Below are 13,982 nucleotides of genomic sequence, written 5' to 3'. Positions count from 1 at the left end.
TCGCGCTGTCGTTCGTTGGTAGGAACGATGCTTCGAAGCTACCCGTTGCGCTGTTGACCTTTCAAGCGAGTCAGTGTTGCTTTTTCGGCAACAGGCGAGCGTCCAGTACGCGTGGCGCATCGGCGCTGAAGAAGCGCATGCTACACCGCAGGTGCTTGATCAACGCCTGCGCGGCGACGGTCAGCGGGCGATCGGCCTGACTGACTATCCGCGCCCGGGCATGACGCAGCACGTCGGCATCGACCTCCCGGCTGACGATACTGCCTTCGTGGATCTCCTCGAGCACGCTGAGTTCCGGCATGAAGGCCACGCCCAGGCCCGAGCGCACGAAGTTCTTGAGTACCGAAACCGAGTTGGTCTTCATGCGCGGACGATACGACAGCTGCGCCCCATGCAGCGCCATGCCGACGAGTTGGCCCATGCCGGTATGCCCATCGATCAGTGCCAGCGGATGAGCGGCAATCTCGGCCAGCGTCGGCGGCCTGGGCGTGCGCGCCAGGGTGTGGCCGGCGGGGACGATCAAGTCGAGCGGCTGACCGCGATCGATGTGCGAAACCAGCTGCGGATCGTTGGGTGGGGCGTATAACAGCGCCAGCTCGACGGCGTCGTCCTTGACCAGTTGCATCGCCTCGGTAAGGCTCGCCATGTGGACTTCCATCTCCAATCCCGGATAGGTGGCGAGAAAGTTCTGCAGTGGCGCGGAGATAAGATCGGCGATGAACCCTTCGCCGACGGCGATGCGTACCTCGCCACGCTCCAGGTTCTGCAGGGCCTGCAGCTGCGATAGCGTCGCCCGCTCGGCAGCGCGCTGATCGCGGTAGTGACGCAGGATCAGTTCACCGGCCTGGGTCAGCGCAACGCGGGGCGCGCGCACCAGCAGGACCGCGTCGAGTTCTTCCTCGAGCGCACGCAACTGGCGGCTGAGCGCCGACGGGTTGACCCCGACATGGGCAGCGGCGCGGCGCAGCGAGCCGTGACGAACGATGGCCTCCAGGTATTCCAGAGCACGGGACTTGAACGGTGTCATGAGGAGCTCGGACGTCGAAAGGTTATCAAGGTCACCGGCCGTGACCGCTACGAGGCTCCATCATACGCCGTCACGGGCGCCGGTACCGAGTGAGCCCCGTACAGCGATGCTAGAGTCTCAGCATGCCCTGCGATCCATCTATCAAACTGCGACCCGCTCGGGTCGACGACCTGGACACCGTACTCGGCTGGGTCCCCGACGCCGAGGTCTGCCGGCGCTGGGCGGGGCCGAACGTGGCGTTTCCCGGCACGCCCAACGGCGTCTGGCTGGAGATGGCCGCCTCGCCCGACAATGCCTTCGCGCTGATCGATGGCGCGGCGCTCGTCGGCTTCGGCCAGCTACTCGCAAGGGACTATCGGGTAGTGCACATGGCCCGGCTGATCGTCGCTCCCCGGCGCCGCGGTCAAGGGCTCGGCCGCCGGCTCTGCGAGGCGCTGATCGAGACGGCGCGCGACGACTTCGCCGCGCGTCGATTGACGCTCAACGTCTATGCCGACAACCACGTCGCGCATGCACTCTACAGCTCGCTGGGCTTTCGCGAACTGCTGCGCGACGACGCGCGCGAAGTGATCCTGATGAGCCGAACCAACGCCTAATCCCAGCACTAACCTCAACCTCCCGACCATTCCGCGTGCAGCCTCGCCGCGGTTACAGTCACTGACAACTTCTTGTATTGAGTTGTCACGTAGGCTTCTACGCTCAAGAGTGCCTATTCGTTAACCCGAGCACCCGTGCATGGCGCTAGATATCCGTCATGCCGCGCTTGCAACGTAGAAGAGGACCATCGGCGATAGCCGGGGCCATTGAGATTGATTCCCGACAAGGCAAGGCGTAGCGTAAGCGTTGTCGATACAATACCCGACCAGGACACTCGGATTATGACCCAGCGAAGAAGCGTCATCACCCGCGTCTACGTGCCCACCCATGTGCGCGATCTGCCCAACGGCGAGCGCGTGACGATTCCCGGCCATTACCGCCAGCCGCGCGACGATCATGGCAAACACGCCCACGACGACTCGCGCGACTGAACCCGGCATCAGGCTGGCGGCTAGCGGCTCAGATCCACCTCGCGGGTCTGACCCGCGCCAACCTTGACCTGCTTGAGGATCAGCGGGCTGCGCAACTGGCCGTCGGGCAGGAGCACGCTGCCGGCGACGTAGAACACCCCCGCGGGGATGCCGTGGGCCACGAAGTAGCCCTTGTCGTCGGTGCGCGCGTAGTGGGTGTATTCCCGAGCGCGCGGATCGGCCGGCTCGATACGCTTGCCGGCCAGCGCCACATCGGCGGCTTCGGCGGAGTATTGGGTTGCCGGGGCGATCGAGACCTTTTCGTTGGCGCCGACGAGGGTTCGCCCCTGGCGCGTGGTGTAACGCAGGCGGCCCTTGATCGTGGCATTGCCGCTCTTTTCCAGCTTGGCGTAGGTGTCGGCCGGAAATGCCACCTTGCGTTCGATCACCGCCGACCCGGGGGCCTGGCCGGTTCGGTCGATGACTTCCGGCGGCCGGCCGTCGCCGCCGGGCATCATTCCCTGACAACCCGCCAGCAAACTGCCCAGTAACACGATTCCCATCCATTGGCGCATGACGTTCTCCCTTGTGTGAGCGGTTCGCCGTGTCCCGCTCATGATTCGTTGGTGGATTGCGGTGGGCTCAGGATCATCCGCGAGCCCTGTATGCGGATATCGAAGCGGTTCAGAAAACTCATTCCCAGCAGCGCCGTGTCGCCGCCGATGCCGGGATTGATCGAGCCGCGCACGTCGCTGGCGCGCAGGCCCCCCAGGGCGATCTCGTCGAGCGTGGTCAGATAGCCGCGGGCCTGGCCGTTGGCGGTCTCGAAGCTCACGCCGTCGCCCCGCTCGAGTCCCAACCGCTCGGCCAGCGAGGCCGGCACCGAAACCAGGCTGGCCCCGGTATCGAGCAGAAACTCGACCGGTTCGCCGTTGATGCGCCCGGTGGCGACGAAATGCCCGCCGGCGTTGCGTTCGAGCGTCACCGGCTGCGCGTCGACCGAGGCCGTTGCCAGCGCGGCGTTCGGATTGCGCCGCTCGTCGAGCCGGCCCTGGAACCACCACCCCGCCAGGCCCAGCACGATCACCCAGAACAGTAGCATCATGCCCAGGCCGGTGCGGCGTAGTGCCTTGTCGTCGTCGCTCATGTCACCTCGGCTAGCCGCTGGGGCATTCGACGCGGATCGCATCGCTTGACTATGCTTTTGCCGCTCACGCGTTGCGTAGGTCCCGGCACGCGCTGCCTGGATCAGGCTTCATGATCATCATATGCCAGGGAGGGCCTATGAAGGATATCAACCTGACGCTGGCCGCAGTAGGCGGTCTGATATTGATCGTCGGTCTGCTGTCGCGACCGATCGATCGTTCCTGGCTATCGTCGCCGCTGCTGGCCTTCCTGCTGGGAGTGATGCTCAGCCCCTACGGCTTCGCGCTGCTCGATCCCGCGCAATGGGGCGATCCGCTTCACCTGCTAGAAGAGACCGCGCGACTGACCCTGGGCATCAGCCTGATGGGCATCGCGCTACGCCTGCCGGCCCGCTACCCCCTGCAGCACTGGCGGCCGCTGGCGGTATTGCTGGTCATCGGCATGCCGGCGATGTGCCTGATCAGCAGCCTGTTCAGCGCCTGGACGCTGGGCTTGCCGCTGGTCATGGCGCTGCTGGTCGGCGCCAGCATCTGCCCCACAGACCCGGTCATCGCCTCGTCGATCGTTACCGGCGGCGTCGCCAAGGACAACCTGCCGGCCGGTTTCCGCCACTTGCTGTCCGCCGAATCGGGCGCCAATGACGGCCTCGCCTACCCGCTGGTGCTGCTGCCGGTCCTGCTGATGGCGCATCCGCCGGCCACCGCCTGGCTGGAGTGGATCGTCAAGACCTGGCTCTGGGAAGTGCTGGGCAGCGTGCTGATCGGTGCGCTGATCGGCTGGATCAGCGGCCGCGCGCTGGAGTGGGCGGATCGCAAGGGCTGGCTCGATCAGCCCTCGTTCCTCGCCCTGTCGCTGGCGTTGACGATCCTGGTACTGGGCGTCGGCAAGCTGCTCGGCACCGACAGCGTGCTCGCCGTGTTCGCCGCCGGCATCGCCTTCGACCAGGAAGTCGGCGGTCAGGAGCGCGGCGAGGCCGACAACGTCCAAGAGGCCGTCAACCTGTTCTTTACCCTGCCGGTGTTCGTGCTGTTCGGGCTGATCGCCCCTTGGGAAAAGTGGCAGGCGCTCGGCTGGGGTGGAGTGCTGCTGGCCTTGCTGATCCTGCTGCTGCGCCGCCTGCCGGTGGTGCTCGCCCTGCGTCGCTGGCTGCCGCCGGTTAGCAGCCGCGGCCTTTCCTGGATGATGGGCTGGTTCGGACCGATCGGGGTATCGGCGCTGTTCTACGCGACGCTGGCTTCCGGGCGCACCGGCAGCGACACGCCGTGGGCGGTGGTCAGCCTGGTGGTCCTCGCCTCGATCATCGCCCACGGCGTCACCGCGGCGCCCTTTGCCAAGCGGTACGGGGCCAAGCGCGACGGGGCCCGCCACAGCCGCGAGTAAAGCCCGGCCAGCCCCGCACGCCGCCAACGCAAAACGCCAGCTCCGAGGAGCCGGCGTTTTGCATGGCTACATGACGGCTCCAGCCGTCGTGCGTGGGCTCAGTTCTTGACGATGTCCTCGAGTGCCTTGTTGAAGGTGGCGCTGGGACGCATCGCCTCACGGGTCAGCTGGTAATCGGGGTGGAAGTAGCCCTGGATGTCGACCGGCTTGCCCTGGACCTGGTTGAGCTCGTCGACGATGGTCTGCTCCTTGGCCTTCAGCACCTCGGTCAGTTTGCTGAACAGGCCCTTGAGTTCGGCATCGTCGTCCTGCTCGGCCAGCGCCTCGGCCCAGTACAGCGCCAGGTAGAAATGGCTGCCGCGGTTGTCGAGTTCGCCGGCCTTGCGCTTGGGCGACTTGTCGCTGTCGAGGAACTGGCCGTTGGCCTTGTCGAGGCTCTTCGCCAGCACCGTGGCGCGGGCGTTGTCGAAGGTCTTGCCGAGGTGCTCGAGCGACGCCGCCAGGGCCAGGAACTCGCCCAGCGAATCCCAGCGCAGGTGGTTTTCCTCGAGGAACTGCTGGACGTGCTTGGGCGCACTGCCGCCGGCGCCGGTCTCGAACAGTCCGCCGCCGTTCATCAGCGGCACGATCGACAGCATCTTGGCGCTGGTGCCCAGTTCCATGATCGGGAACAGGTCGGTCAGGTAGTCGCGCAGCACGTTGCCGGTGACCGAGATGGTGTCCTCGCCCTTGCGGATGCGCTCGAGCGAGAAGCGCATGGCGTCTTCCGGCGCCATGATGCGGATATCCAGGCCGTCGGTGTCGTGCTCCTTCAGGTAGCGCTCGACCTTGCCGATCAACTGGGCGTCGTGGGCGCGCTGCGAATCGAGCCAGAACACCGCCGGCGCGCCGCTGTCGCGGGCACGGGTCACGGCCAGCTTGACCCAATCCTGGATCGGCGCGTCCTTGGTCTGGCACATCCGCCAGATGTCCTCGCGCTCGACCTCATGCTCGAACAGCACCTTGCCGCTCTCGTCGCTGACGCGCACGGTGCCGTCGGCCGGGATCTGGAAGGTCTTGTCGTGGGAGCCGTACTCCTCGGCCTTCTGCGCCATCAGGCCGACGTTGGGCACGCTGCCCATGGTGGTCGGGTCGAAGGCGCCGTGCTTCCTGCAGTCCTCGATCACGATCTGGTAGATGCCGGCGTAGCAACGGTCGGGAATCACCGCCTTGGTATCGTGCAGCGCGTCGTCGGCGCCCCACATCTTGCCCGAATCGCGGATCATCGCCGGCATCGAGGCGTCGATGATCACGTCGCTAGGCACGTGCAGGTTGGTGATGCCCTTGTGCGAGTTGACCATCGCCAGCGGCGGGCGCTGCTTGTAGAGCGACTCGATGTCGGACTTGATCGCGTCCTGCTGCTCGCCGGGCAGTGACTGGATGGCCGAGTACAGATCGCCGATGCCGTTGTTGCGGTCGAAGCCGGCCTTGTCCAGCAGCTCGGCGTGCTTCTCCAGCACCTCGCCGTAGAATTCGCTGACCACGATGCCGAACATGATCGGGTCGGAGACCTTCATCATGGTCGCCTTGAGGTGCAGCGAGAACAGCACGTCGCGCTTCTTGGCGTCCTCGATCTCGCCGGCGATGAATTGACGCAGGCGGCGGCTGCTCATCGCGGCACCGTCGACCACCTCGCCGTCGAGTACCGGGGTCTTCTCTTTGAGTACGGTGGTGCTGCCGTCCTTGCCCACCAGTTCGATCTTGAGCTCGCCGGCCTTGGCGATCACCGCGGACTTCTCGCTGCCGTAGAAGTCGCCCTCGCTCATGTGCGCGACGTGCGACTGCGAGTCGCTCGACCACTCGCCCATGCGGTGCGGATACTTGCGCGCGTAGCCCTTGACCGACTGCGGTGCGCGGCGATCCGAGTTACCCTCGCGCAATACCGGGTTGACGGCGCTGCCCTTGACCTTGTCGTAGCGCGCCTTGACGGTCTTCTCGTCGTCGCTCTTGGGCTCTTCCGGGTAGTCCGGCAGCTTGTAGCCCTGCTGCTGAAGTTCCTTGATCGCCGCCTTGAGCTGCGGGGTCGAGGCGCTGATGTTGGGCAGCTTGATGATGTTGGCTTCCGGCGTCTTGGCCAGTTCGCCGAGCTCGGCAAGATGGTCGCCGATGCGCTGATCTTCGCTCAGGTAGTCGGGAAACAGCGCAATGATCCGGCCTGCCAGCGAGATGTCGCGGGTCTCAACCTCGATGCCGGCGGGGTCGGTGAAGGCATCGATGATCGGCAGCAGCGAATGGGTCGCCAGCGCGGGGGCTTCGTCAGTAAGCGTGTAGATGATCTTCGGCGTCTTGGGCATCTTGGCGTAAACCTCTCTGGTCACTGCGATTGCGAAAATCTGAAACGGTGGAGACTGGCCGAGGAGGCCGGCAAACCGGCACGCCTCGATGACGCAAGGCCCGACGCTGCACGCCGACCCGAAAACGCATCCACCGCGCAGGGATGAATTCGGTTGCTGACTCCGATGCCCGTGTCGATCCTCATGTGCCGATCGACAGTCAATGGCGCGGCACCGGCGCCCCAGCGGTCGCGTCGCAGTATACCAGCGGAGCGCCGGCTACGCATAAGCGAAGTGCCCGGAACGTCCGCGCGCGACGCCTCGCTCGCAATAGTCGCGTCAGCAGCAAGCGGCGCGGCTGAAACCGCGGGAGCGGCCTGCTAGGCTGACGGCTCGTCTACCGGGGGGCCCGCATGCCGACACTCGCCATCTACTTCGCCGCCGCGCTGGCCGAAATCGCCGGCTGCTTCACCTTCTGGGCCTGGTGGCGACTCGACAAATCACTGGCCTGGCTGCTGCCGGGACTGGTCAGCCTGGCGCTGTTCGCCTGGCTGCTCAGCCTGGTCGACAGCGATTACGCCGGGCGCGCCTACGCCGCGTACGGCGGCATCTACATCGTCAGCTCGCTGCTCTGGCTATGGCTGGTCGAGCAGCGCGCCCCCGACCGCTGGGACCTGATCGGCGCGGGCTTCTGCCTGATCGGCGCCGCGGTGATCCTGTTCGGCCCGCGCGGCGGTTGAGGGCCGACGCCCGTCAAGCCGCTGCCGGCGTGCGCGCGCGCCGCATCAGTAGGGCGTCCAGCATCGCCATGACCACCAACGAGGCGCCGACCAGCGGGAAGATCACCCCGCCGATGGCGAGCAGCGCCAGCACCCCGCGCAGCCGCCGCGTGTCCCGCGGCAGCGGCGGCACGCCCAGGCGCCCGGCCGGGCGACGCTTCCACCACATCACCGCCGCGGCCACGCACAGCAGCACGATGCCGGCGCAGGCCAGCGCCAGGATCAGCTGATTGGCAAGCCCGTACTGCTGGCCCAGGTGAACGTTGATTCCCCATTCGAGGCCGCGACCCAGCGGCCCGTAGTCGGCGTAGCTCATGTCGAGCAGCGCCTGGCCGCTGTACTGATCGAGATGCACCACACGCTGTTGGCTCAGATCGTCGGGGTAGACCGAACCGGTATAGACGCCCTCGGGCCCGCCGGGCAGATCGACCGCGTAGCCCGACGCCAGGCCCAGCGCGTCGAACTCGGCGACCGCGCGATCAAGGCCGATGCCACGCCCTGATGTAACGGTCGAGAGCGGCAATTGGGCCTGCTCCAGCGACCAGTTGGTCGATTCGCGCTCGGCGAGCCGCGCTTTGGAGACCGGCACGTTGACCCGCACCCCGTCGGGATAGCCGTAGTTATGGCCGTTGGCGAGCTCGTTGACCTGGCTGCCCCAGAACGTCGACCACGGCATGCCGGTGATCGCCAGAAACAGGATGAAGCCGCCGACGCCGACCCCGGTGACGGCGTGCAGGTCGCGCCAGAACACGCGCTGCGCCGGGCGCCCGCGGACCTTCAGGGCCTCGGACCCTCGCCCACGCGGCCACCACAGGTAGAGCCCGGTCAGCACCAGCAGGATCGTCCAGCCGGCGGCGATCTCGATGATCAGGCTGGCCGCGGTGCCGAAGTAGCTCAGGCTGTGCAGGGTGCGGATCGTCCACATCACGCTGCCGCGATAGGCCATGCTGCCGGTCACCTCGGCGCTGTAGGGGTCGACGAACACGGCATGCCTGCTACCGTCCGGGGCCTGAATGTCCACCTCGCTGGCGCGATCATCGGCCGGCGCCGGCACATAGCGAAACGCCTCGCCGGGCTGCGCCACCAGCGCCGCGTCGAGCTGGCGCTGGGCCGACTGGGTAGCCACGGCACGACTTTCGACGCGCATCAGGTCGCCGTGCAGCCACTGGTCGATCTCGTCCTTGAACAGGTAAAGGCCCCCGGTCAGCGCCAGGGAGATCAGAAACGGCAGCACCATCAGGCCGGCGTAGAAATGCCAGCGCCAGACGGCGCGATACAGGTCGCTCGCGGCCCGCGTTGCGCGCGGCCGCACGCCGGCGGCTGGCGATAAGCTCGGTTGGGTCATGGCGTGTTCTCGAATCGGGAAGGGTTTCAGCACGCTCCCGCGCCGACCACGGCGCGTGACGACACGAGGACGGGCCTGAACGTTCAGGGGCGATTCAAAGAACGGCGATGGGTGGCGCGCGGGTCAAAGCATGGGGAAACAGACCGGGATCGCCATGGGCGGCGCGTAGCGCAGCGACAGGCATGGAACCCATGCCCTGGTGGGTATGCCCGAGCTCGACAACGACGCCGTCGAGTATCGGGACGTGCAGCAGCAGCGAGCAGTAGCCGCACTGGATATGCCAGCTCTGGGCCGGCGAAGGATGCTCCGCGGCGACGGACGCCTCCATGCCCATGGCATGGTCGCCCGTGCGGGCCGGTTCGCCGTAGGCGCAAAGCTGCCCGACGAGTTGCCCTATCAGCACCAGTACCATCGCCAGCAGCGCCAGATAAGTGGCGCGCGGACGGTCGGTGTGGGTGATGCGAAGAGGCGACATGGGCGTGCATCGGGGCGGATTCGATTTAGTGGCGATGTTAACCCACATCGGCCCGTGCCGACCCGCTGCGGCGCGCGACCGCTTGTCGCAGCGGCGGCCTTGTTAGCGGCGTTTTTACCGACACGCCTTCATCGATACCTCTTGAGCGACACCGCCCTGGCAGGCAATGGCTATATGAGCCGATATAAATACGAGAATACGAATGATTCTTATAATTATTGAAATTAAGATAAAGCTTACCCACAATATTGGCTCAAACGCGCCCAAGACAGCGCGACGACAAACAGCCGTACGCCACCAGGGAACATAATGAACAAGGCATCAGGTCATTCGAGGGGTAAGTCCGCCAATAAGCCCGGCCCGCTGTGGATCGCCCTTCTCTCCGGTTCCGCACTCGTTTCCCCCGCCCCGGTACTGGCGCAATCCGCGGATTCGGACGACCCGGCCCTGGTGCTGGATACGCTCACGGTCGAAGCCCGGGCCGCCAGCGCCATCGGGCCCGACGACACGATCGTTGCGGCCAGGACCGCGACGGGCAGCAAGACCGATACCGCCCTCCTGGATCTTGCCGCCGCGGTCTCCGTGGTGACCGAGGCCGAGATGGAACGGCGCGGCGTCGAGGATCTGCAGCAGGCGCTGTCCTACACCTCGAGCGTTTCCGTCGACGAGTACGGCTCCGACGACCGCTTCGACTACTACCGCATCCGTGGGTTCTACCAGACCACCCTGGGCAGTTATCGGGACGGGCTGTCGATGCGCATCCCGGGATTCACGGCCAGCCGGCTCGAAACCTATGGCTTGCAACGGGTGGAGGTACTCAAGGGCTCCACCTCGACGCTGTTCGGCTTGAACGGGCCGGGCGGCCTGGTCAACGCGATCACCAAGCGGCCGCAGGATTATCCGTTCGGCGAGGTCTACACCACGCTGGGCGACGAGCACGTCGAGACCGGCACGGACCTCGGCGGCCCGATCGATGACGCTGGCGAGTGGAGCTACCGGCTCATCGCGAAATGGCAGGACGGCGATAACGGCGCGGAGCATACCCAGGACGACCGTACCTACATCGCCCCCGCGCTGACCTGGCAACCCAGCGAGGCGACATCGCTGACGCTGCTGGCCGACTACAACGAGCGCGAGGGCAACACCTCCCACGCCATCCCCTACGGCTCCGGCATCGACCCCGAGACCTACCTGGGCGAGCCGGATTTCGACAGCATGGACACCACCGAGTACAACCTCGGCTACGTGTTCGAGCACGACTTCGGCAACGGCCTGAGCTTCCAGCAGCATGCCCGCCACACCGATCTCGAGCTCACCTACGAGTCCGTCTACGGCGCGACCCCCGACCCCGCTGCCCGGCGTTTTGCCTACGCGGTCTACGGCGATACCCAGCGTTTGGCCATCGACAACCGGCTGCAGTACGAGACGTCGCTGTCAGAAGACCTCGACAGCCGCACGCTGGTGGGCGTCGACTACGGCCGGGACGAAGCCGACGAAACGCGCTACTTCGGCGGTTCCGCCGCGGGCATCGATATCGACGACCCCAACTACTGCGGCAGGGACTGCGTGACCCTGGGCGCCGGCAGCGACTGGACGCAGGAACAGACCTCGAACGGCTTCTATCTGCAGGAGGAGCTGACCTTCGACGAGGACTGGATCGTCACGCTGGGCGGTCGCTACGACGAGGTCAACACCGTCAGCGAGACCGACGCCGCCCGCTACGACGTCACCGACTATGCCTTTACCAGGCGGCTCGGGCTAACCTACAAGGCCACCGAGAACCTTTCGCTCTACACCAACTATTCCGAGTCGTTCCAGCCGCTGTCCGCCAACCGCACCCTGATCGAGGGCAGCCCCGAGCCCCAGGAGGGCGAGCAGTACGAAGTCGGCATGAAGTACCGCCCGGCGATGACCAATGCGCTGTTCACCCTGGCGCTGTTCGATCTTACCCAGAGCAACGTCGCCGAGACGGTCTCGCCGACCACCCAGCGCCAGGTCGGCGAGATCAACGTGCGCGGCGTCGAGCTCGAAGCCAAGCTGGCGATGAGCGAGCGGCTCAACCTGACCGCCGCCTACTCCTACTGGGACTCCGAGATCGTCAACGATGGCGGCAACGGCAACGAGGGCAACCGGCCTCAGCTGGTGCCGGAGCACCTGGCCTCGCTGTGGGCGGACTACACCATTCCCGGCAATGGCGAACGCGGCGACCTGACGCTGGGTCTCGGCACGCGCTTCGTCGGTTCCTCCTACTCCGACAACGCCAACACGGCCGAGGTCAGCTCGCACACCGTGTTCGACGCCATGGCCAACTACCGGCTCACGCGCAACGTCGAGCTCGCCGTCAACGCGACCAACCTGTTCGACCGGGAATACATCGCCGACATCGACACCTTCACCAACAGCGCCTACTACGGCGACGGCCGGACGCTCAGAACGACGCTCAAGTACCGCTGGTAGCGCCGCGGGAGCGCTCCAGTTGCGCCTTCACCAGACGGCCGATCTCGGCGATGGCCGCGTTGCGCTCCTCGAAGGAGGCCTCGCTGTCGGTGAGGTAGACGCTGACGATGAGCGGCCCGCTGCCCGGAGGCCAGATGACCGCGACATCGTTGTTCGTGCCATGGCCGCCCCCGCCGGTCTTGTCGCCGATGCGCCAGCCTTCGGGCAGACCCGCACGCAACTTGGCGTCGCCCGTCTGGTTGGCCACCAGCCAGGCAATCAGCCGCTCGCGGGAGGCGGGCGACAAGCGCCCGGCAAACAGCAGCGTGTGCAGGCTGTCGGTCATCGCCCGGGGCGTCGTGGTATCGCGAGGATCGCCGGGCGTCGCTTCGTTGAGCGCGGTCTCCCAGCGGTCGAGGCGCGTCACGTCGTCGCCGAGCGAGCGCATGAACTCGGTCAGCCCGGCCGGACCGCCCAGCGTCTTCAGAATGAGATTGCCCGCCGTGTTGTCGCTGGTGGTGATGGTCGCCTCGCAGAGCTCGGCGAGCGTCATGCCGCGACCGCCCGTCCGCTTCTCGGTGACCGGCGAGTAGGTCACGAGATCGCTGGCCTCGAAACGGATGCGCCGGTCGAGCGTCTCCTCGCCGGCATCGACCCGGGACAGCATCGCTCCACAGGCCATGGCCTTGAAGGTGCTGCTCATGGGAAAGCGCTCATCGGCGCGATATTCCCAGCGCCGGCCGGTCTGCGTGTCGAGCACGGCGACACCGATCCGCGCGTCGAGCCGGGACTCAATCTCGGCGATCCTTTCCCCAAGGTCGTTGCCGGGCGCCTGCGGCGCCGCCATGAGCGCAGCCGCCATCGTCCACCCAGCCAGTAACGTACCAATCCAGACGCCCGCTCGGCGCCGTGTCACTCGTCTTTTCACCTTGAACCTCATCCAGATCCGTTGGAAGTTTTCGCGCAGGAACGCCTTTAAGCCCTAGCGAAATTCATTTGCCCGATCGCGGCTCTTCGGCCAACCCCGCGCCTGGCGGACAATAGAGTGGCGAGAGGCGGGCAACAAACGATGTTATTTTTAGGCAGACCCAAACTGAGTTAGGCCACCATGGTCCGTCCCTACCTTCCGCTCAACGCGTTGCGCGCCTTCGAAGCGGCCGCCCGGCACCTGAGCTTTACCCAGGCGGCGATCGAGCTGAACGTCACCCAGGCGGCCGTCAGCCATCAGGTGAAACGACTCGAGCAGCGCCTCAACGTCACGTTGTTCAAGCGCCTGCCGCGCGGCTTGGGGATCACCGCCGAGGGCGAGGCCTTGCTGCCGGTGCTGCGGGACTCCTTCGACCGCGTGGCGGACATCATGGAGCGTCTGGAAGCAGGCCGGGTCCGCGACGTGCTGATGCTCGGTTCGGTGGGCACCTTCGCCGTCGGCTGGCTACTGCCGCGGCTGGCCGACTTCCAGGCGCGCCACCCCTTCGTCGACGTACGCCTGTCGACCCACAACAACCGTGTCGACATGGCCGCCGAGGGCCTGGACTACGCCATCCGCTTCGGCGATGGCGCCTGGCACGGCATCGAGGCGACCCAGCTCTTCGAGGCGCCGCTCTCGGCGCTGTGCACGCCAGGCATCGCCGACGAGCTGCGCGAACCCGGCGATCTGTGCCGGCATCCCTTGCTGCGCTCCTACCGGGAAGACGAATGGCCCAGCTGGTTTGCCGCGGCCGGCGTCGCCACCCCCGGGCCGCTGCTGAAGGGCGCCGTGTTCGACTCCTCGCTGGCCATGATAGAAGCCGCGCTGCAGGGCGCCGGCGTCGCCCTCTGCCCGCCCGCAATGTTTTCCCGCCATCTGGCGGCCGGCGTGATCAAGCAACCCTTCGCCATCACCACCTCGAAAGGCAGCTACTGGCTGACCCGCCTGAAGTCGCGGGCACCCTCCCCGGCCATGCAGGCGTTCCATGAGTGGCTGGTAGAGGAGGCGGCGTCGGTGGCGATCTAATCGACGCCGAGCCCGGGCCGGGCGGGACGGCGCTGTCGTCGAATTGTCGCATTCGCGGCGTACCCTGACGCGACACGTTCCG

12 protein-coding genes and 1 pseudogene are annotated in these 13,982 nt (G+C 66.3%); 6 read left to right on the top strand and 7 right to left on the bottom strand.

Going from position 1 to position 13,982, the window contains the following annotated elements:
* Positions 1 to 70 precede the first annotated feature (70 nt).
* On the bottom strand, positions 71 to 1,027 hold the full coding sequence (locus R6258_RS05835; RefSeq protein WP_318448527.1) for a LysR family transcriptional regulator: 957 nt from the start codon (positions 1,025 to 1,027) through the stop codon (positions 71 to 73).
* Between the two features lie 122 nt (positions 1,028 to 1,149).
* Between R6258_RS05835 and R6258_RS05830 the strand changes: the two genes are divergently transcribed.
* Complete coding sequence (locus R6258_RS05830; RefSeq protein WP_318448525.1) at positions 1,150 to 1,623, top strand: GNAT family protein; 474 nt, start codon at positions 1,150 to 1,152, stop codon at positions 1,621 to 1,623.
* Between the two features lie 282 nt (positions 1,624 to 1,905).
* Positions 1,906 to 2,055 carry a hypothetical protein gene (locus R6258_RS05825; RefSeq protein WP_318448524.1) on the top strand — a complete coding sequence of 50 codons (150 nt, stop codon included), beginning with the start codon at positions 1,906 to 1,908 and terminating at the stop codon, positions 2,053 to 2,055.
* A 20-nt stretch (positions 2,056 to 2,075) separates the two neighbouring features.
* Here R6258_RS05825 and R6258_RS05820 read toward each other — a convergent pair whose 3' ends face one another.
* Positions 2,076 to 2,609: a carboxypeptidase regulatory-like domain-containing protein gene (locus R6258_RS05820; protein WP_318448522.1), complete on the bottom strand. Its 534-nt coding sequence runs from the start codon at positions 2,607 to 2,609 to the stop codon at positions 2,076 to 2,078.
* Positions 2,610 to 2,647: 38 nt separating this feature from the next.
* Positions 2,648 to 3,181 (bottom strand): TIGR02281 family clan AA aspartic protease, encoded by a 534-nt coding sequence (locus R6258_RS05815; RefSeq protein WP_318448520.1) that lies wholly within the window; start codon positions 3,179 to 3,181, stop codon positions 2,648 to 2,650.
* A gap of 137 nt (positions 3,182 to 3,318) precedes the next feature.
* On the opposite strand from R6258_RS05815, the gene R6258_RS05810 reads away from it, so the two are divergent.
* On the top strand, positions 3,319 to 4,560 hold the full coding sequence (locus R6258_RS05810) for a cation:proton antiporter (RefSeq protein WP_318448518.1): 1,242 nt from the start codon (positions 3,319 to 3,321) through the stop codon (positions 4,558 to 4,560).
* A 98-nt stretch (positions 4,561 to 4,658) separates the two neighbouring features.
* Here the strand turns inward: R6258_RS05810 and R6258_RS05805 are convergent, their stop codons facing one another.
* Positions 4,659 to 6,893 carry an NADP-dependent isocitrate dehydrogenase gene (locus R6258_RS05805; RefSeq protein ID WP_318448516.1) on the bottom strand — a complete coding sequence of 745 codons (2,235 nt, stop codon included), beginning with the start codon at positions 6,891 to 6,893 and terminating at the stop codon, positions 4,659 to 4,661.
* Positions 6,894 to 7,285: 392 nt separating this feature from the next.
* On the opposite strand from R6258_RS05805, the gene R6258_RS05800 reads away from it, so the two are divergent.
* Entirely contained in the window at positions 7,286 to 7,612 is a 327-nt protein-coding gene (locus tag R6258_RS05800) for a YnfA family protein (protein WP_318448515.1), read from the top strand.
* A 13-nt stretch (positions 7,613 to 7,625) separates the two neighbouring features.
* Here the strand turns inward: R6258_RS05800 and R6258_RS05795 are convergent, their stop codons facing one another.
* The gene (locus R6258_RS05795) at positions 7,626 to 8,996 is read right to left on the bottom strand and encodes a PepSY domain-containing protein (RefSeq protein ID WP_318448513.1); all 1,371 of its coding nucleotides are present in this window, start codon (positions 8,994 to 8,996) and stop codon (positions 7,626 to 7,628) included.
* 94 nt (positions 8,997 to 9,090) lie between these two features.
* Positions 9,091 to 9,471: a DUF2946 family protein gene (locus R6258_RS05790; protein WP_318448511.1), complete on the bottom strand. Its 381-nt coding sequence runs from the start codon at positions 9,469 to 9,471 to the stop codon at positions 9,091 to 9,093.
* A gap of 309 nt (positions 9,472 to 9,780) precedes the next feature.
* Between R6258_RS05790 and R6258_RS05785 the strand changes: the two genes are divergently transcribed.
* The gene (locus R6258_RS05785) at positions 9,781 to 11,928 is read left to right on the top strand and encodes a TonB-dependent siderophore receptor (protein ID WP_318448510.1); all 2,148 of its coding nucleotides are present in this window, start codon (positions 9,781 to 9,783) and stop codon (positions 11,926 to 11,928) included.
* Here the strand turns inward: R6258_RS05785 and bla are convergent.
* Positions 11,923 to 12,769 (bottom strand): annotated as a pseudogene (gene bla, locus R6258_RS05780) (class A beta-lactamase); the annotation flags it as partial. The gene R6258_RS05785 and the pseudogene bla overlap by 6 nt on opposite strands.
* A gap of 246 nt (positions 12,770 to 13,015) precedes the next feature.
* Between bla and R6258_RS05775 the strand changes: the two are divergent.
* A complete protein-coding gene (locus R6258_RS05775; protein WP_318448506.1) occupies positions 13,016 to 13,900 on the top strand; it encodes a LysR family transcriptional regulator in 885 nt (294 codons plus the stop codon).
* Positions 13,901 to 13,982 lie beyond the last annotated feature (82 nt).

The organism is Halomonas sp. HP20-15, from assembly GCF_033446685.1.
Classification (GTDB): domain Bacteria; phylum Pseudomonadota; class Gammaproteobacteria; order Pseudomonadales; family Halomonadaceae; genus Modicisalibacter.
The sequence above is the reverse complement of the archived record's forward strand: the minus strand, read 5'-3'. Positions and strand labels throughout refer to the sequence as shown.

Excerpts from the sequence above, each read along its gene's own strand:
- R6258_RS05820 (WP_318448522.1), bottom strand. The coding sequence starts at position 2,609 with ATGCGCCAATGGATGGGAATCGTGTTACTGGGCAGTTTGCTGGCGGGT.
- R6258_RS05805 (WP_318448516.1), bottom strand. The coding sequence starts at position 6,893 with ATGCCCAAGACGCCGAAGATCATCTACACGCTTACTGACGAAGCCCCC.
- R6258_RS05795 (WP_318448513.1), bottom strand. The coding sequence starts at position 8,996 with ATGACCCAACCGAGCTTATCGCCAGCCGCCGGCGTGCGGCCGCGCGCA.
- R6258_RS05835 (WP_318448527.1), bottom strand. The coding sequence starts at position 1,027 with ATGACACCGTTCAAGTCCCGTGCTCTGGAATACCTGGAGGCCATCGTT.
- R6258_RS05775 (WP_318448506.1), top strand. The coding sequence starts at position 13,016 with ATGGTCCGTCCCTACCTTCCGCTCAACGCGTTGCGCGCCTTCGAAGCG.
- R6258_RS05810 (WP_318448518.1), top strand. The coding sequence starts at position 3,319 with ATGAAGGATATCAACCTGACGCTGGCCGCAGTAGGCGGTCTGATATTG.
- R6258_RS05825 (WP_318448524.1), top strand. The coding sequence starts at position 1,906 with ATGACCCAGCGAAGAAGCGTCATCACCCGCGTCTACGTGCCCACCCAT.
- R6258_RS05785 (WP_318448510.1), top strand. The coding sequence starts at position 9,781 with ATGAACAAGGCATCAGGTCATTCGAGGGGTAAGTCCGCCAATAAGCCC.
- R6258_RS05790 (WP_318448511.1), bottom strand. The coding sequence starts at position 9,471 with ATGTCGCCTCTTCGCATCACCCACACCGACCGTCCGCGCGCCACTTAT.
- R6258_RS05800 (WP_318448515.1), top strand. The coding sequence starts at position 7,286 with ATGCCGACACTCGCCATCTACTTCGCCGCCGCGCTGGCCGAAATCGCC.
- R6258_RS05815 (WP_318448520.1), bottom strand. The coding sequence starts at position 3,181 with ATGAGCGACGACGACAAGGCACTACGCCGCACCGGCCTGGGCATGATG.
- R6258_RS05830 (WP_318448525.1), top strand. The coding sequence starts at position 1,150 with ATGCCCTGCGATCCATCTATCAAACTGCGACCCGCTCGGGTCGACGAC.